Annotated in this window: 14 protein-coding genes and 1 pseudogene; 4 read left to right on the forward strand and 11 right to left on the reverse strand. The window is 35.4% G+C overall.

What is annotated here, in order from left to right; translation table 11 throughout:
- Positions 1–116: 116 nt before the first annotated feature.
- Positions 117–2801 (forward strand): bifunctional acetate--CoA ligase family protein/GNAT family N-acetyltransferase, encoded by a 2685-nt coding sequence (locus OQ292_RS13315; RefSeq protein ID WP_284682624.1) that lies wholly within the window; start codon positions 117–119, stop codon positions 2799–2801.
- A gap of 55 nt (positions 2802–2856) precedes the next feature.
- On the opposite strand, the gene OQ292_RS13320 is transcribed toward OQ292_RS13315, so the two are convergent.
- Together OQ292_RS13320 and OQ292_RS13325 are read right to left on the reverse strand one after the other, a co-directional pair.
- Positions 2857–3903 carry a nucleoid-associated protein gene (locus OQ292_RS13320; protein ID WP_284682625.1) on the reverse strand — a complete coding sequence of 349 codons (1047 nt, stop codon included), beginning with the start codon at positions 3901–3903 and terminating at the stop codon, positions 2857–2859.
- 95 nt (positions 3904–3998) lie between these two features.
- Positions 3999–4634 carry a polysaccharide deacetylase family protein gene (locus OQ292_RS13325; RefSeq protein ID WP_284682626.1) on the reverse strand — a complete coding sequence of 212 codons (636 nt, stop codon included), beginning with the start codon at positions 4632–4634 and terminating at the stop codon, positions 3999–4001.
- A 141-nt stretch (positions 4635–4775) separates the two neighbouring features.
- On the opposite strand from OQ292_RS13325, the gene OQ292_RS13330 reads away from it, so the two are divergent.
- On the forward strand, positions 4776–5849 hold the full coding sequence (locus OQ292_RS13330; protein ID WP_284682627.1) for an App1 family protein phosphatidate phosphatase: 1074 nt from the start codon (positions 4776–4778) through the stop codon (positions 5847–5849).
- 35 nt (positions 5850–5884) lie between these two features.
- Here OQ292_RS13330 and OQ292_RS13335 read toward each other — a convergent pair whose 3' ends face one another.
- The 4 genes and pseudogenes from OQ292_RS13335 to OQ292_RS41105 form a co-directional block, all read right to left on the reverse strand.
- On the reverse strand, positions 5885–7753 hold the full coding sequence (locus OQ292_RS13335) for a glycosyltransferase (RefSeq protein ID WP_284682628.1): 1869 nt from the start codon (positions 7751–7753) through the stop codon (positions 5885–5887).
- A gap of 105 nt (positions 7754–7858) precedes the next feature.
- Positions 7859–8584: a hypothetical protein gene (locus OQ292_RS13340; protein WP_284682629.1), complete on the reverse strand. Its 726-nt coding sequence runs from the start codon at positions 8582–8584 to the stop codon at positions 7859–7861.
- A gap of 88 nt (positions 8585–8672) precedes the next feature.
- A complete protein-coding gene (locus OQ292_RS13345) occupies positions 8673–9386 on the reverse strand; it encodes an IS1595 family transposase (protein WP_284682630.1) in 714 nt (237 codons plus the stop codon).
- A gap of 42 nt (positions 9387–9428) precedes the next feature.
- A pseudogene (locus tag OQ292_RS41105) lies at positions 9429–9533 on the reverse strand (IS1595 family transposase); the annotation flags it as partial.
- Between the two features lie 476 nt (positions 9534–10009).
- Here OQ292_RS41105 and OQ292_RS13350 point away from each other — a divergent pair.
- A complete protein-coding gene (locus tag OQ292_RS13350; RefSeq protein ID WP_284682631.1) occupies positions 10010–12049 on the forward strand; it encodes a M3 family metallopeptidase in 2040 nt (679 codons plus the stop codon).
- A gap of 121 nt (positions 12050–12170) precedes the next feature.
- On the opposite strand, the gene OQ292_RS13355 is transcribed toward OQ292_RS13350, so the two are convergent.
- The 5 genes from OQ292_RS13355 to OQ292_RS13375 form a co-directional block, all read right to left on the reverse strand.
- Positions 12171–12989, reverse strand: coding sequence for an energy transducer TonB (locus OQ292_RS13355; protein ID WP_284682632.1), 819 nt, complete (start codon positions 12987–12989; stop codon positions 12171–12173).
- Positions 12990–13169: 180 nt separating this feature from the next.
- Positions 13170–13988 (reverse strand): energy transducer TonB, encoded by an 819-nt coding sequence (locus OQ292_RS13360; protein ID WP_284682633.1) that lies wholly within the window; start codon positions 13986–13988, stop codon positions 13170–13172.
- 151 nt (positions 13989–14139) lie between these two features.
- A complete protein-coding gene (locus tag OQ292_RS13365) occupies positions 14140–15381 on the reverse strand; it encodes a M56 family metallopeptidase (protein ID WP_284682634.1) in 1242 nt (413 codons plus the stop codon).
- Between the two features lie 3 nt (positions 15382–15384).
- Positions 15385–15795, reverse strand: a complete 411-nt coding sequence (locus OQ292_RS13370; RefSeq protein ID WP_284682635.1) for a BlaI/MecI/CopY family transcriptional regulator — start codon at positions 15793–15795, stop codon at positions 15385–15387.
- 125 nt (positions 15796–15920) lie between these two features.
- Positions 15921–17150, reverse strand: a complete 1230-nt coding sequence (locus OQ292_RS13375; protein WP_284682636.1) for a M56 family metallopeptidase — start codon at positions 17148–17150, stop codon at positions 15921–15923.
- Between the two features lie 280 nt (positions 17151–17430).
- On the opposite strand from OQ292_RS13375, the gene OQ292_RS13380 reads away from it, so the two are divergent.
- Positions 17431–17865, forward strand: a complete 435-nt coding sequence (locus OQ292_RS13380; protein ID WP_284682637.1) for a hemerythrin domain-containing protein — start codon at positions 17431–17433, stop codon at positions 17863–17865.
- Positions 17866–17919: the final 54 nt, after the last annotated feature.

The raw sequence follows: 17919 nt of genomic DNA on the forward strand, positions 1-17919 counted from the left end.
TCAGATGATTAATATCATTTGTCTTCAGATTTATTTTAATTTAACTTACCCAAAAGTAAATACTAAGTGAGGTTAATTGTGTAATAACTCACTATTTATCCTTAATTTTTTCAATTATGAGAAAAGTTTTTCAACCTGAAAGTCTTGCGGTAATTGGAGCATCTTCTAAAGAAGGAAGTGTTGGTAGACAGATTTTCAGTAATTTACTTTATGGAAATTTTAAGGGTAAAATCTATCCAATTAATATCAAACATACCTATGTTTTAGATCAGGTAGCATATAAGTCAATTGAAAAACTGCCGCTTATACCTGACTTAGCCATAATTGCCATTCCTGAAGGTGAGGTACTAAAAGTGGTTAAAGCTTGTGGAAAGTTTGGTGTTAAAAGCATTGTAATTGTATCTGAAGGATTTGGGGAGAGAGGTAATATCGAAGGGATTGCCCTTCGACATAGATTAATAAGGATTGCAACTAAATATGGCATTAGAATATTTGGCCCCTCTTCGATTGGAATTATCAGTACACATATAAATCTAAATGCATCAATATTAAGTGTGCCTCCACGTAAGGGAAACCTAGCTTTTATAAGCCAGAGTGGGGCAATGTGTGATGCGATTTTGGATTGGGGAAAGCGTGAAAATGTGGGTTTTAGTTACTTTTCATCAGTAGGAGTAATGGCTGATATAAATTGGGGCGATATTTTGCTTTTTCTTGGAGATGACCCGCATACCAGAGCAATTCTTTTGTATATGGAAGCCATTGGTAATGCTCGTTCTTTTCTTTCGGCAGTAAGAGAGGTAGCCTATACAAAACCTGTAATTGTTGTAAAACCTGGTAAAACACCAGAAGCTGCTAAAATTACTTTATACAATTCGGGAAATTTGAGCGGAAATTATGAGGTTTTTCAAGCTGCTTTTAGAAGGGGAGGTGTACTGCAAGTAGATAGCCTTGCCGACTTATTTTATATGGCTTCTGTACTTGGAAAACAACCTGTACCCAGAAATAATCGATTGGCAATTATTACCAATGCAGGAGCTCCCGCAGTGCTTGCAACAGATACTTTAATAGAAGGTGGTGGCCAATTAGCTGATATTTCTGATGAGTCCGTTACGCAACTAAAAAAAGTTGAAGGTTCAGAAAAATGGTGGATAGATAATCCTTTAAATATCCATCTAACAGCATCTGAAAACTCTTTTGCAAAAGCACTTGAAATTATACTAAAAGACAAAGGGAATGATGGGGTATTGGTGATTATTACACCTCAAATGAATATCAATTTAGAGGAATTAGCTAAAAAACTTAATCCATATTCTAACATCAGGCAAAAGCCACTGATTATCAGTATTATGGGAGGGATGGAAACTGGTAAAAGTCGATTGAACTTTACGCAAGGTGGAATTCCTGTTTTTACTTTTCCAGATGTTGCTGCTCGGGTATTTAACTATATGTGGCATTATGGTTATAACCTTAAGGGAATTTATGAAACACCAAGATTACCTCGCCTACACCAAAGTGATAAGCGTAGAACTGCTGCAGTAAATTTAAAACTGAATGCATTTAGAGAGCTTAAAGTTGAAAGTCTTTCTGTAATTGAATCGATGAATTTACTGGCAAAATATTCTTTGCCAGTCGTTCCTCATCATATTGCAAAAACAGAAGAAGAAGCTGTAGAAATTTCGAGAAGGATAGGTTGCCCCGTTGTAATGAAGGTTTATTCTGAAAGAATTACCAATAAATATCAGTGGGGTGGCGTGTATCTCAATTTGCAGAGTAAAAAAGCTATTTGGCGATACTTCAGAATTATTAAAAGCAAAATGGAGAAGGAGTTTGGAGAAGAAGCTTTTGAAGGGGTATTGATCCAAAAAATGTATTATCTGGAAGATGGGTTAGAGATGCGTTTGGGTAGTAGGTATGATGAGCATTTCGGGCCTGTATTAATACTAAATAATGCTGGTCGTGTGGTAGAAGTTTATCGAGATAAAGTCTTGGCACTTCCTCCATTAAATACCACACTTGCTAAAAGGATGCTAGAGCAAACCAAAATTTATCAAGTTTTGCTCAAGACAGGAATGGTAGAAGATGCTATTTTAGACGAATTAGCGCAAATTTTGGTTTCTTTCTCTCAAATGGTAGCGGAACACCCTTTGATTAAAAATATTGATATAAATCCGCTAATAATCAAAAGAGACAAAATTCGCGTTTTAGATGCAAAAATAAACCTACACACACCAGATGTAAATCTCGATGAGCTTACTCCATTAGCAATTAGGCCATTCCCGGCTGAATATGAGAGTAACTGGAATTTAAAAGATGGCACTCCGGTTGTAATCCGACCTGTAAGACCAGATGATGAACCTCTTTTTATGAATTTTCATAAAACACTATCTGATGAAAGTGTTTATTTGAGGTATTTTCATCCGATGAGTTTTGATTCACGAGTTGCTCACGAACGCCTAGCCAGAATTTGTTTTGTAGATTATGATAGAGAAATTGCCATACTGGTAGTGAAAAATGATGGTGATAATGCTGTAGTGCTTGGCATAGGTAGAATTGTGAAATTAAGAACCGATGCCAGAGCAGAGTTTAGTATTACTATTAGTGATAATATGCAAGGACAAGGTATGGGTACCGAGTTAATGAGCAGGTTGATTGATATAAGCAAAAATGAAGGTGTAGAAGAGCTTGTCGCAGATATATTGCCGAATAATACTGGTATGAGAAATGTTTGTGAGAAATTCGGCTTCAAAAGTAAATACGATATAGAAGATCAAGTGCTAAAAGTGAGGCTCAAACTTGTATAAAAAAAGCGCTAAGCAATTGCCAAGCGCTATATTATATTTCCTTACTTCTAATTTCTTATTGCTCGTTTCTATAAAAGAGTTGATAAAAGTGCATACCCTTTTCTTCATCAAAACCTTTGGTAATATAATCGCGGTTTCCATGAATATATACATGGAAGTTTTTATCAAGCTTTAGAATACTTTTAAATATTTTTTTATTGTTTCTAACTGCTGAAGGCGAAATAGCAAACTCATCGAACATAGGCATATTTTTATCTGACTGATATTTTTGTCTATAATCGTTGAAGGCTTCAATCACTTCTGGCTCTTGCATCACTTCCTCTTCAAAATTCTGAATATTGAAATCCTTTTTATCATTAAAATATCCTGCGCTACGATTCATCATCACAATTTGCTCTGAGCGATCAACACCATGATCTTCATTAAATACATCCTTTACAAAATCTTTGGTGAGGTGCATATAATTCTGAGTATGGTAAAAGTTGTCTTCTCTAGATTTTACATGTAAAAAGTCTTCTTTCCAGTAAGCTGCTTCGGCACCACGGCTGGTGGTATCAACCATAGCTACTTTATAACCTTTGTCTGCTTCCATATTAAAAATGAGGCAACCTTTATCCAGTTTGTTAATATTGATGCCATCTCTTTGTTCTATACCGTAGCGTGTGCCATCTGGAAAAACCTTAAGGTAAGTTTCTTTACTTTCAGATTTAAAAATACCAATAGCATCTGTTATTTCTCCTTCTGTTTGGCAGTCTTTTAAATAGGCTACATATAACTCACCACCTTTTATGTTCGGGTGATCAGTTTTGTTAAATAAATGCTTAGCAAGTTTCTTAGACTGTTCAAACAGGGTGTCTGGGTCATTAAAAATGGTAAAAGCTGCATTAAAAACTTCATTCAAGCTAATTTCAGCTTCGTGCATAAAATGATAATAGCTGTCTCCTTTAAATGGTTTAAAGAAATACTGTTGAAGCAAATGCAGTATCGCTTCATCTTTTAACACTACTGGTTCGTCAGATAGCATTAAGAGCTCGTCTTGTATCGGGTTTCCAACAAAATGTATTGCCAGTTGCTCAAGGCTTACTTCTCCGGGATTCAGCATAATTTATGGTTCTGTTTTTTGGGCAAAGTTAAATTCTTCAAACTTTAAAATAGATAAAAAATCAAAAAATTGATTTAACAATCGAAAATCTAATCTTATAATCCTTTAAAAGAATAACCTGCCTGTGTAAAATGTTCGAGATATCTTGGTAATGCGTAGTCGAGATTCTTTTTAGCCTTTAAATTATCGTGGAATACTACAATTGAGCCTGATTCAGTGTATTTAATTGCTTTGTTTAAGCAGCTTTCTGGGCTAATAGAAGCAGCAAAATCTCCTGTTAAAACATCCCACATAATTATCTCATATTTTGCTTTTAACTGCTTAATTTGAGATTGTTTTATTCTTCCATAAGGCGGCCTCAAAAGTTTTGAACAATTATCTTTTACAGCATATTTATCTATTATTGAATTGCATAAATTCACGTTTTCAAAATAGTTAGTATCGGGTGTGTTCCATCCATTTAAATGATTAAAAGTATGATTACCTGTACTATGCTTTTCTTTTAAAATTCTTTGGTAAATTTCAGGATGTTTTTGAATGTTGTCACCAACACAGAAAAAAGTGGCTTTTGCATTATACGTTTTTAAGAGATCAAGTATTTCGGGAGTCATTTCTGGAATGGGGCCATCGTCAAAAGTGAGGTAGATCGTTTTATCCTTATTGTAGCGACTCCAAGTAAGTGTTGGGTATAAAACCTTCTGAAAAAGCCAACCCATTTTATGAATCATCATACTGTTAATCGTATTTTAAGTTCTAATGATTTATCCGTTTTTTCTAAACAGTTTGGTAAAAATAAGAGATAAGTATATACATACCATTAGTAATAATTACATTCTATAAGCTAGTGTACTATCAAATTAACTATGGGCTTCTTGCAATTAAGAAAATTAAAAAAATATATAAGTTCCAAATTAAGCAAACCAGCAATAGTTACTTATCGTGGTTATGGTAATGCAGAATCTGTATACATGAGCGGTAGGCTTGTTAAAAGTTATGGTTTAAAAAATACAGTAGAAGGTGCGTGGAGAATATGGAATCTGCTTGCAATGCTAGAGCGTTATTTAACTCCGGGTATTTCGGGAGTAGAACTAGAAGTTTGCTTTAGTGGTCAGAAACAAAGGATATTAACAGACGAGAGAGGTTTTTTTGAAGTAAGGTTTAAAGGAACTGAACTAGAAAACCCAAAAAAAAGCTGGTATACAGGAGATGTGAAGTTTCTAACAAGTATACACCGATCTGTAGATAAAACTGAAATACATCAGGCAGAAGTTTTAATTCCATCTTCTGAGTGTGAATATGGGATAATTTCTGATATTGATGATACCTTTCTTATATCTTACTCTACTAGTTTCTTTTTAAAAATGAGGCAGTTGCTATGGAAAAACGCTTTTACTCGTAAGACTTTTTCTGGCGCATCTATCTTCTACAATGCTTTGCTAGATGGAATGGTAAATGGAGGAAAAAATCCTTTTTTCTATGTTTCTAGCAGCGATTGGAATCTTTACGATTTGCTGGTAGATTTTTGCGATTTACATAAAATTCCTAAAGGAGTTTTTATGCTCAATGATTTTAGAAAAAGAGATTCGCTAAAGTTTAAATTCTGGAAAGGAGGATTGTTAAAACACGGGCATAAATACGATAAAATCAAAACTATTTTTGAATCGTACCCGAACTTAAATTTTATACTATTAGGAGATAGTGGGCAGAAAGACGCTGAGATTTATAAAGAGGTTGTAGAAGAATATCCAGATAGAGTTTTATCTATTTATATAAGAGATATTGGCTCAGAATCTCGACAAGTTGCTGTTAATTCAATTTCAGATGAGTTGTGGGATAAGTACAGGGTGAATATGGTTTTGATGGAACATTCTGATAAAGGAGCAAAACACGCAGTAGAAAATAAATACATTGCTTACGAAAATGTAAAGCAGCTACTTAAGGTTTAAATAGCTGCTTTGTTTATATGTATTTTTAATTAAGATTAATATTCACTTTTTAATCTTTCTAGAGCCAAAGCATAGGCTTTTTCATAATACAAAGTAAGATGCTCCCAGTCAAATTTTTCAGCCGAAGTAGTTACCCTGTTTCTTTGTAGAATTCTTTCGCTTCGTTGAGTAATCACAAATTTATACATCTGATCAGCTAACTGATTTGCCGCATCGTCGTAATTTCTATACCTTCTATTTACCACATATACGCCATTCTTTTCATGATCTTCATCTGTTTTTAATACATAATCTCCATAACCAGATAAGTCACTGGTAATAGTAGGAACACCTCTAGCAATACATTCTAATGGTGTATAACCCCATGGTTCATAATAACTAGGGAAAACACCTAAATGGCAACCTCTCACAAATTCGTCGTAATCTATACCGAAAAGCGGATTGGTGTTTTGGATAAAATCAGGGTGATAAACGATTTTCACTTTATCATCCACTTTATTAATCATATTAGAGCTTCTGATAAAGTTTAATAACTCGTCATTATCATTATCCTGCAAGTTATGTGTAACTACAAGTGGTAGCTTATTGCTTTTCCAAGCTTGTAGTGTTCTTCTTAGTCTAAGTTTCCAGTAGTCATCGATAAACTCATTTAAAGATGGCAGTCTATGGTCTGCACTTACTGCCGCAGCATAAAAGAGTTTGTCACCTACTTGTCTTTCTATGGCTTCACAAGTTTCACGAATTTTACGCATCATCGCCCGAGACTGCAAAGCTTCTGGGTTAATAGAAACAACTGGTCTTTTAGTAATGTAAAACATAACTACAGTTGTGTCTATTCTAGATTCCTTCAATTTCCAGTTTAGGCGGGCAAGTGCTTCCATGGTAACATCGAAGCCTTTGTTCTTATACTCGTACCTACCAGAAGTGAAGAAATACAAGGTTTTATCTAGATCGAATGGGTAACTCTGGAAGAAGTGCCCCATTACAAACTCGTGAATTTGCTCTTTATATGTTTGGTGAAGATTCTGTACTTCGTGTAAAACCGAGAATCGTTGAATGTTTAAACCATTTGGTAGAATTACATCGGGCTGCCTTCCTAGCAAATGCAAGCATTCATTAGCAGTTACATCACTTACAGTACTAAAAACATGGGCTCCGTGTGCAGCAGCTCTTTCAATTTTTACTTGAGGTTCAATATTAAAATGAGTAGCTTCTTTTTCCCAATCGTAAAAAGAAAGATAATCATAAAACAAAGGATCGTTCATTGCCAGATACCTACCTAACATGGTAGCATGAGTGGTAAAGATCGTGGTAACGTTGATGTTCTCTCTTCTTATGGCAGGAATGGGAGTACCAGCCATCCATTCGTGAAAATGAGCTATAATATTCTTTTCTGTAACATCTTTATTAGAAAGTTCTGCTAAGTATAGCTTTACCATAAAGCCAAATGCAAGCGTATCATTCAACAGAAAATCGCCATCTGGACTAGGAATGTTATGGTGATCCCACAACTCGTACTTAATCTCTCCTAATCTATGCATAATGCTGTAAGGATTCACCAAAATAACTTTTGGTCGGCCAGATACTAGCCATCGTCCATAGTGAACTTCGTATCCCTGATCTTGCATTCTTTTAGCTGCAATGTAAAATGGGTCTGAGGGATTTTCTATTGGTTCAAACTCAATAGAAACACTCTGGTGAACATAGGGCCCAATGAGACAATATTTTTCACCCCAAAGATGTGTTGTCGCTGGAACTTTAGAACGTATAACAGTATATATACCTCCAACCTGGTTACACACTTCCCAGGCGACCTCTACGAGTAACGATTCAGATACCTGCGATTTCTTAATTTCCCTTTTTCTTTTTTTCTCTTTATAGTTCCTTTTCGAATGCTCGCTCATTTTCAATACACCATTTGGCAATGTGATAGTAAATGTTATTTATTTGTTCTAATTATAGCTATATTTAGAATAATTGCAAAATAAAAGCACTGCAAGTTCATTGATTTACACCATTTTTTTATACCGATAAGAAACATCGTTAAGTTCTAGTTCATATTGCCACCTATCGAACACAAAAGGACCAGTTTTCTCATAGGATTTTACCAGTTTATTATCCTTTCTTTTTTCGAACTGATGCCAAATAATGTACTTCCTCAAAAGTTCAATTTTAAAGTAAATGTGTTCTTCGAGTACATCATCGAAAAGTACCACAATATTGTTTTTGGTAGATTGTACAAAAACTGGATTAGACATTCCCAAAAAATGTTTGGATGGAGGTAAAACCATCTCGGCAGGTAAACCTTGGTAAGAGATTATTAAATCCTTCTTTCTTTTAAAATAACTTTTACTTTTTGCATTAAGAATAATCTTATTCAGTGGGATGTTATCGATTACAGGATATATACTTTTTTTCTTATCAGATACTTCAATTTCGAATGCTATTCTGTTAGATGCTTTGTTGAGTAGCTTATTAAACTTACCTGTATCGTTAGTAGTCTCACTTTTTAAGCCAAGCATTTTATTTTTAATTCTGATTGTTTGAAGTTCTTTTTCGATAGGATTTTTAATATCTGGTAAGCATAGTAGTATAATAGATGATATTATGGGAAAAAAAAGCCCAAGAAAATACCACAACCAAAAGCGACGACCTCTGGAAGAAGCATACCAGGCACCCACCAACGGAATGCTCATGAAAAATGCCAATACAAAGAATACAAGATCAAAAATCATCTTATTAAAAGCTTGGGTGTTTTTCTCTAGTGTAAGGGAAAAGCGAGTTTATTAAAATAAAATGATTATCCGTATTCTTACCACAAGCTCAAGTGAGCGTACAAGCAATTAATATTCTGTCAAAAATATCATTTTCAAAGTATCTTCTATTGAGTTTGTAACAGAACTCATCTAGATAATTCTGTAGATACCCTGGCCTTGTATGCTGATATATCCCTTGTAGGACTTTCTTTGCATTCCCAATGGCTGTATGTACCCAAGGTAGTTTGATATGGGCCTGTTTTGAGGGCACTTTTTCCACATCCATCTCGAACTCTCCTGCCAGTGACTGATAGGTTGAATAGCCATCTGTAATCATCTTGGCATTCTGGGCAACATGCCGGGTAATCGTATTTCTAGCAGTTTCTACTGTAAAATCAGCGCATACAGCCATTTTGAAATACTTGCACCTTTTAGAAGGGCGGTGTTTTTTAGGCTGTAGCACCACCTCTGTCTGTGCAAAGACCATCGCCATGGTCTGCTTCTGGCTCCCCCTTCCCCGCTTTCTCTCCTCTTCCTTCTGCCCCTCGGGTACTAGTGTTTCAAAGAACCCTTCGTCTACCTCAATATTGCCTCCCAGCAAGTAGTGGTTGTCCCGTTGGCCCATCGCAGAGCGTATTTTGTGCATCATTGCCCAGATAGGTTCATAGCGCTTATGATTGAGCTGCCTCTGCACATTACAGGCAGAAGAACCTTTCTTGCTACAGCCCATCAGCCAGATAGCAACGAACCAGTAGCGAAACGGAAGTTTGGAAGCTTCCATGATGGTGCCACTGCGGAGGCCTGTCCTAAAACTGCATGACTTGCATTGGTACATCTGCTTGCTATTTAGCCAGTAATGCTCTTGGCTACCGCATTTCTTGCAACAAACACCTGCTTTATCCCTGATTTCCTTGAAACGCTCACGGCATACCTGCTCATTGCGGTACGCTTACATGAATTCAATAATACTATCCATAATGACCTGTTTTTGAGCTAATTTCGAAGGGCAGACCATACCCTATTTACTTTGTGGTAGCTTTACGGATAATCATTTAAAATAATAAAAAAATGTGACTTTCCCGAATATTATAGCCGATGTAGATGAGCTATAGATAGATAAATCTTTTTTAACAAAGATTTGTTCAGCCGTAACTTTATGTGCACTTAGTAAGTTGGAATTACAGAATTTTATAAATTTAAATCTTGACGATGAAGTTGTCTAAAGTTTTTGTTTAATATCGAAATTGAAGTGATGTAAGGAAAGGTAATGCAATTTTAAATTTCGTAGATAGCTACGGGCATAAAAATTAATTAAGTATTTCCTTTCAAGACGAATTTTACAGCCTAAAGAAATAACTTTAAACAACTTCAAAATAATATATTAATTAACCAAAGATATAATCAATGAGTAATCCATTGTTGGAGCCATTTGAAGCTCCTTTTGAAACAGCACCATTTGATCAAATTAAGCCTGAACATTTTTTGCCTGCTATAAAAAAATCTATTGAGATAGCAAAAGCTGAAATTGCAGCCATTACACAAAATGAAGAAGCACCTACCTTTGCCAACACAATAGAAGCATTGGAGCGTGGTGGACGATTGAGCGGTATTGTTGCAGGCGTATTTTTTAATTTAAATAGTGCAGAAACGAACGACAAAATTCAGAAGCTTGCCAGAGAGATTTCTCCATTACTCACAGAGTATCACAACGATATATTGCTAGACGAGAAACTGTTTGAAAAAATTAAAACAGTTTATGAGCAAAAAAGCCAATACGATTTAACTCCCGAAGCAGCTACTTTACTCGAAAAAACATACAAATCTTTTGTAAGAAACGGAGCAGGCTTAAACGACGAAGACAAAACCAAACTAAGAGAAATAGACAAAAAAATGTCTCAGTTGTCTCTTGAGTTTGGCGAACATCTTTTAAAAGAAACCAACGAGTATATGATGGTTTTAGAAGATGAAGCAGAGCTAGAAGGAATGCCCGAAAGTTCGAAAGAAGCGGCCGCAGCTTTAGCTGAAGAAAAAGGTAAAAAAGGAGCATGGGTAGTTACGTTGGATTATCCGAGTTATGTGCCTTTTATGACCTATTGCAGCAATAGAGCACGCAGAGAAGAATTGTACAAAGTTTTTGCTTCGAGAGGGTATAAAGGTGATGCAAATGATAATAGAGAGATTGTAAAGCAAATTGTTCAGCTTAGACAGCAGCGCGCTAATTTGTTAGGCTATAAAACACATGCGCATTTTGTTTTAGAAGAAAGAATGGCTGAGTCGCCAGTAAAAGTAACAGACTTCTTAAAAGAGTTGCTAGATTATTCTAAGCCAGTAGCGAAGAAAGATGTAGAAGAAGTAACCGCTTATGCTAAAAAGCTCGATGGTATTGAGAAACTGGAAAGATGGGATTTCGCCTACTACTCTGAGAAGTTGAAAAAAGAAAAATATGCTATAGATGATGAGTTACTAAAACCATACTTCAAATTGGAGAATGTGATTGATGGTGTATTTGAAGTAGCCCAGATCCTTTATGGTATTAGTTTTAAAGAGAATAAAGATATTCCTGTTTACCACAAAGATGTAAAAGCTTACGAAGTGTTGGATGCAGCAGGTAAACACAAAGCGGTGTTCTATGCAGACTTTTTCCCAAGAGCAGGAAAGAGAGCAGGAGCTTGGATGACCTCTTACCGTGGTCAGTTCAAAGAAGATGGTAAAAATGTTCGCCCACATGTTTCTATCGTATGTAACTTTACGAAGCCAACTGCTACAAAACCATCTTTGCTTACTTTTAATGAAGTAACTACACTTTTCCATGAGTTTGGCCACGCCTTGCACGGTATGCTGGCAGAAGGTGTTTATAGTAGCTTATCTGGAACACATGTTTACTGGGATTTTGTAGAGCTTCCATCTCAAATTATGGAAAACTGGGCATACGAAAAAGAATGTCTAGACCTGTTTGCTCGCCACTACGAAACCGGTGAAAAGATTCCTGAAGATTTGATTACCAGAATTAAAGACAGCGCCAACTTTATGGAAGGTTACCAAACGCTAAGACAATTGAGCTTTGGTTTGTTAGATATGGGCTGGCACGGCACAGATACTTCTGCGATTGATGATGTGTATGCTTACGAGAAGGAATTGATTAAAGAGACTGAATTATTCCCTGAAGTGCCGGGAATGCTTTCTAGTACTGCATTTGCACATATCTTCCAAGGTGGATATTCTTCTGGCTATTATAGTTACAAATGGGCAGAAGTTTTGGATGCAGATGCTTTCGAATACTTTAAAGAGAAAGGTATTTTTAATAAAGAAGTTTCTGATTTATTTCAAAAGCATGTGTTGTCTGCTGGTGGTAGCGAACATCCAATGGAGCTTTACAAAAGGTTTAGAGGAAAAGAGCCATCTCCAAAAGCATTGCTAAAAAGAGCTGGATTAATTAGCGAATAGCAATTAGATATATTATAAAAAAAGAAAGCCTTGCTGAAATATTCACAGCAAGGCTTCTTTTTTGGCTTTCATTATTTTTAACTCTTAGTGAGTTCGGAGTCTTTTTGCTTATCTAAGCGACTTATCCAAGCTTAAAGTTGATAGGAAGTACAATTCTTTGTTTTACAGCTCTACCTCTTTGCTTACCTGGCTTCCATTTTGGAGAACCTTGTAAGATTCTTACTGCTTCTTCGTCACATCCTGCACCGATACCTCTAATCGCTTTTACATCGATAATTGTTCCATCAGTATCTACTACGAACTGCACGTATACTTTACCTTCAACACCCATTCTTTTTGCTTGGTTAGGGTATTTAATTTTTTTCTTCACGTATTTGTAGAATTCTGCATAACCGCCATCTGGCTCAGCACTTTCTTCTACAATTTCGAAAATTTCTTGAACTGTTTCTTCTTCAACGGGCTCTTCCTCAACTATAATTTCTTCAATTACAGTTTCTTCATCAGCTTCCATGTCAAGGTCGATCTCGATTTCTTCTTCAATTTCCTCTTCATCTGGAACCTCTACAATTTGAGGGGTTTCAATTTTTGGAGGAGGAGGAGGTAATTGTTCTGTAGGAGGAATTTCCATCATTTCTTCTACTTCAGCTTGAAGAGTACCAAGGTCAACAAGTTCTGCTTTGTCAAACTCAGGGAATTCGAATGCTGCTAGAACAACTGCAAGGCTAAGCATTAAACCTACATTAGCGATTACTTTGCGATATTTGTGAATATCTACATCTGCATGTTTCTTTTGCAACGGAGCAACTGCATTTCCAGAAGCAGTTAATTCAGATGTTTTTTTCCCAATAATGTACTTTAATAAAAATATAGTACCTACTAGAAAAACTGCAAAGATAACAAGAAGACCTGCCATGCCTACTGTGTCTAAGAGTTTAATCATAATTAAAAGTGTTTTTAGTTGAAAAATATTTTAAGTTGAGTTTTTTCATGATTTGTAGGTGTAATGCAGGATTTTGAAAAAGATACAGGGGTTACAGAAAAAATTTTAATTTTTTTCAAAAAAAAATTCCCAAAGGAAAAATTCCACTGGGAATGAGGTGTAAGCGACGCTTTATTAAGTTTAATTGCCTAGCTTAAAATTAATCGGGATAACAATTCTTTGCTTTACAGGTCTACCTCTTTGTTTACCCGGATTCCATTTGGGAGCTAAAGAAAGAATTCTTACAGCCTCTTCGTCACACCCTGCACCAATACCTCTAATAGCAGTAACTTCTGTAATGGAGCCATCTTTATCTACTACAAATTGTACATATACTTTGCCTTCTACACCAATCCTCTTTGCCTGATTCGGGTATTTAATTTTCTTTTTTACAAACTTGTAAAATTCTTTAAAGCCACCAACTGGTGACGCACTTTCTTCTACTATATCAAATACATCTTCTATTACTACTTCTTCCACAGGTTCATCATCTACAATTTCTATTATTTCTATAATATCATCTTCTAGTACATCCATGCTAAAATCGATATTTTCTTCCTCTGGAACTTCTTCTTCTACAACCTCAATAGATGGTGCTTTCACTTTTGGAGGTTTTGGCTCTTCCCATTTAGTTATTACTGTCATCATGGTGTCAATCTCAGTTTGTTTGAGTTTACATATGTCTACTACAAAGCTTTTTTCAAAATCGGGAAATTCGAAAGCACTCAGAACAAGTGCCATACTGAGAGCAAGACCAATGTTGGCGATAATTCCTCTGTAACGGTTTACATCTACCTCGGTAAACTTCTTACTCAAAGGATTGAGCTTATAGGTTTTAGTTTGTATTTCTTTTGATTTTTTGGAGATAAAAAACCTAAGAAAAAGTATAATGCCGATGAGCACGGCAAAAAATAAGAGGGCGATTCCAAAAATGCCCAGAGAGTCTAATAAATATATCATTTTTTAAAGTGGTTTTAGTTGGAAGTAATTTAAAACCACCCAGCGCTGAGTTGTTATCTATATAATACAAACAGCCCAAAAGGATACAGAAAGGCAATAAAAAAGGCACAACAATATTTGCTGTGCCTATAACAACTATCAACACTAAGAATTAGCCTAACTTAAAATTAATGGGCAATACAATTCTTTGTTTTACATATTTACCAGCTTGCTCAGCAGGAGTAAAGTTTGGCGCATTTTCTAATATTTTCTTCGCAGCGGCATCGCAACCAGCACCGATTCCTCTTATTACTGTTATATCAGTAAGAGAACCATCAGTATTTACTACAAACTGTACATATACTTTGCCTTCTACACCAATTCTCTTTGCTTGCTCAGGGTAGACTAAAGTTTCTTTAACATAAGTGTAAAACGCTGCATAACCGCCAATTGGCTCTGCTGATGTTTCAGCTATTTCGAAGATATCATCTGAGGTATCAAATTCTAGTGATTTTTTTTCTGTTATTTCTTCTGTGGGAAAACCTGCTTCATCTTGGTTTCCTTCGCAAGAAAACATAAAACTAAGTAGGGCGATTACTGGGGCAACCATCAGTAACTTAACATGCTTTACAATAGGGGTTCTTTTTTTGTTCATCATTTCTAATCGTTTAATTATGGGAGATTGATAAAAATTGTGAGATAAATTGAGATTTAAAGAGTTGAGTGTATTACGCACCATTAAGTTGGTGTAATTTTTTGTTCCACTGCTTTGCGAAGCATCTGCGTCTGCAATAAACTCGTGTAATTCTTTTAATAAGTTTTTGTAGATAAAGAACAGCGGAATAAACCAGCATAAACCACAGAGTAGCTCCATGTACAAAACATCGTAGCTGTGGTTGCCTTTAATATGAGCCAGCTCGTGTCTGATAATAATTTGTTTCTCTGTTTCTGAGAGTTGAGATGTTTTTCCCCAGAAAAGGTAGCTCATAAAAGAAAATGGCTCTTGGTTGCTATCTAATTCTACCAATGTGTATTCTGGTAGGTACTTTTTTGGAGATTTTTCTAATAGGTTTGATATTTTGAGTAAACCTAAACCCGTATATGCCAAGTAAAGTACCGAACCAATAATAGCAATACCTGCCAACCAAGTTTCAAACTGTATGGTGTTTTCATTTGCATCGAAACCATAAACTTGTACTTGTTCCAGTAAAATTGTACTAGCTATTCCGGCAATTGAGTCTTTGGTAAAAAAACTCAAATCCCATTGGAACAAGGGAAGTACAAAAGATAAAACCGGAGCTAAAAGAAGATAAATTCTATTTCTTAAAAAGAAGGTATCTTTTCTTAAGAGATATTGATAAATGAGCAGAAAAAGGATACTGCAACATGTTACCTGTAATAAGTATAAGATCATATCTTAATCATTTTTTTGTTCTTGAGAATCGTCCTCAGTAGATTGGTTATCTTCCATATGTTTCATGAGTTGTTCCATCTCACTGAGTTTTATGTCGTTTTGCTTCATAAAGAAGGAGACCATTTTTTGGAAAGAGCCGCTGAAATAGTCGCCCATAAAGTTTTTTAGAAACATATTGCTATAGGTTTCTTTCGACACAATTGGAAAGTATTCGTGAGTTTTGCCATAAGCTTTGTGGTCTACAAAACCCTTGGTTTCCAATATTCTGACGATGGTAGAAACAGTGTTGTATGCAGGCTTTTTACCCGTTTTCGGATCGTCTGGCAATTCTGGAATGATGTCTTTTACAAAGGCTTTTTCCAGTTTCCATAAGACCTGCATTATCTGCTCTTCGGCAGTGGTTAGTTTTTTCATTGTTTTGTTTTTTGCTTGGGTTATCAGGCTTTACCTGAAAAAAAATTACTAAAGAGAATAATTGAATGTATTGTGAAAATGAAAGTATTGAATCTTAAAATTTATATCTGTATTGCGATTGGAAATTAATTCAGTTTAAAGTTGATTGGTAGTACAATTCTTTGTTTTACAATTTTACCTTTTCTTATAGCCGGTGTCCAGTCACCAGCTTCTTCAATAAGTCTTACAGCCTCTTTATCGCATCCGGCTCCAATTCCTCTAATTGCTTTCACTTCTGAAATAGAACCGTCGGTATCTACTATAAATAAAACATATACTTTACCTTCAACTCCCATCCTTTTTGCTTGCTCAGGGTATTGCAAATTTTCTTGAATGCGTTTATAAAATTTTCTATAACCTTCTTGTGGCATTGCAGACTCTTTGAGCATCTCATATATCTCTCCCGACTCATCTATTTCAATTGATTTAGATTCTACCTTGCCATTTGCTGTGAGTTGTAAATCTTCGTCGCCATCGCAAGAGAAAGCCAATGTGAGTAATAGAATTGTTGGAGCAAGCATGAGCAGTTTAGTTTGCTTTACCCATGGAGTCCTTTTTTTGTGAATCATCTCCAAGCGCTTAATTACTGGCGATTGGTAAAAGTTATGAGAGAGATTTAGGCTTAATGAGTTAAGTGTACTTTGAGCCATAAGCTTGGCGTAACTTTTTGTGCCACTGGTTTGCGAAGCTTCATTATCAGCAATAAACTCGTGTACTTCTTTTATTAATTTCTTGTAGATAAAGAATAGAGGAATAAACCAGCACAAACCGCAAAGCAACTCCATATAAATAATGTCGTAACTATGTTTTCCTTTGATGTGGGCCACTTCGTGTTTGATAATAATTTGCTTTTCGTCTTTAGTAAGTTTAGAGTTCTTTCCAATAAATAGATATCTTAAGAAAGAGAAGGGTTCGTAAGCATTGTTAAGTTCTACAAGGGTATAATCTTTAAACTGTTCTTTTGTAGCACCTTTTAGTAAATTTCTAATCTTTAGAATGGATATGCTTGTATAAATAAAATAAGCTAAGCTACCCAAGGCTGCTGTTCCGATTAAAAACCATATAGTATTTTGAGTTGAGTCTGTTTCACCACTATAGATTTGTACTTGAGTTAGCGTGAGTGTTTCTGCAAATTCGTTAGAGGTACCCAAAAAGCTGAAATCCCATTGGTAAAGTGGTAATAAAAATGATAGAATAGGAGCCAGCAGTAAGTAAATTCTATTTCTTAAAAAGAAGGTATCGTTTCTAAATGCAAATTGGTAGATCAGCAGAAAAACGATGCTGCAACTGATTACCTCAATTAAGTACAAAATCATATTTAATAGTTTTTTAGTGGTTGCTAAACTGCATTACCTGCTTTTTTTATTATCTTCCACTATTGGCTTTCTTTACAGGTGTGCCTTAATCTTGTCAAACCAAATGTATAACTAAAAGATTAGTTTTCAAAACTAAATCCTTAGTTTTATTAAAAAATATTTAGTTGAAGGTTGATTTTAACCTTGTAGAGTTCATAAGAAATGGAAAGCAAAGTAGATTTTTTTAATTGCTTTTATTTTAGCTATCTTGATTAAATGCAGTAATAAAACTTTTCTAGCTATGCGCAGACATCCAAAACTTACTCCCGTTTCTAGGCAGCATAGAAAAATGCTAATGCTTGCCCAACTGTTAAAAAAGAATGCACCAGCCTATAAGGGCTTACCCACAACTCCCGAAGGTAAAGTCGAGTACGCAATTGGCATTTATGTAAATCTTATTGAAGACCATATGGAGATAGAAGAGAAACACATTTTCCCCATGGCAATGAAGATAGATGAACAATTGGAGTTTCTCGCCAATGAATTAAAAGAAGAGCATAAAGTATTAAAAGAAAAATTTCTATCTCTAAACCCCATAGATCCCAATATTGAACTTATGAACGACTTGGGTGAACGATTAGAAAAACACATCAGAAAAGAAGAAAGAGAGTTTTTTCAGCAACTGCAACGAGTAGGCAAAGCAGATTTGGAAGCACTTTCTTTACCTATTGAGTAATTTCTTTACAATATTACTTTTCCAAGTTTTAATTTCAATTCTTTTAGTTATAAT

This window comes from Chondrinema litorale, from assembly GCF_026250525.1.
GTDB classification, from domain to species: domain Bacteria; phylum Bacteroidota; class Bacteroidia; order Cytophagales; family Flammeovirgaceae; genus Chondrinema; species Chondrinema litorale.

Bases quoted from the DNA above. Each gene is read 5' to 3' on its own strand.
- OQ292_RS13315 (WP_284682624.1), top strand. From the start codon at position 117: ATGAGAAAAGTTTTTCAACCTGAAAGTCTTGCGGTAATTGGAGCATCT.
- OQ292_RS13320 (WP_284682625.1), bottom strand. From the start codon at position 3,903: ATGCTGAATCCCGGAGAAGTAAGCCTTGAGCAACTGGCAATACATTTT.
- OQ292_RS13325 (WP_284682626.1), bottom strand. From the start codon at position 4,634: ATGATGATTCATAAAATGGGTTGGCTTTTTCAGAAGGTTTTATACCCA.
- OQ292_RS13335 (WP_284682628.1), bottom strand. From the start codon at position 7,753: ATGAGCGAGCATTCGAAAAGGAACTATAAAGAGAAAAAAAGAAAAAGG.
- OQ292_RS13340 (WP_284682629.1), bottom strand. From the start codon at position 8,584: ATGATTTTTGATCTTGTATTCTTTGTATTGGCATTTTTCATGAGCATT.
- OQ292_RS13345 (WP_284682630.1), bottom strand. From the start codon at position 9,386: ATGGAAGCTTCCAAACTTCCGTTTCGCTACTGGTTCGTTGCTATCTGG.
- OQ292_RS13350 (WP_284682631.1), top strand. From the start codon at position 10,010: ATGAGTAATCCATTGTTGGAGCCATTTGAAGCTCCTTTTGAAACAGCA.
- OQ292_RS13355 (WP_284682632.1), bottom strand. From the start codon at position 12,989: ATGATTAAACTCTTAGACACAGTAGGCATGGCAGGTCTTCTTGTTATC.
- OQ292_RS13360 (WP_284682633.1), bottom strand. From the start codon at position 13,988: ATGATATATTTATTAGACTCTCTGGGCATTTTTGGAATCGCCCTCTTA.
- OQ292_RS13365 (WP_284682634.1), bottom strand. From the start codon at position 15,381: ATGATCTTATACTTATTACAGGTAACATGTTGCAGTATCCTTTTTCTG.
- OQ292_RS13370 (WP_284682635.1), bottom strand. From the start codon at position 15,795: ATGAAAAAACTAACCACTGCCGAAGAGCAGATAATGCAGGTCTTATGG.
- OQ292_RS13375 (WP_284682636.1), bottom strand. From the start codon at position 17,150: ATGATTTTGTACTTAATTGAGGTAATCAGTTGCAGCATCGTTTTTCTG.
- OQ292_RS13380 (WP_284682637.1), top strand. From the start codon at position 17,431: ATGCGCAGACATCCAAAACTTACTCCCGTTTCTAGGCAGCATAGAAAA.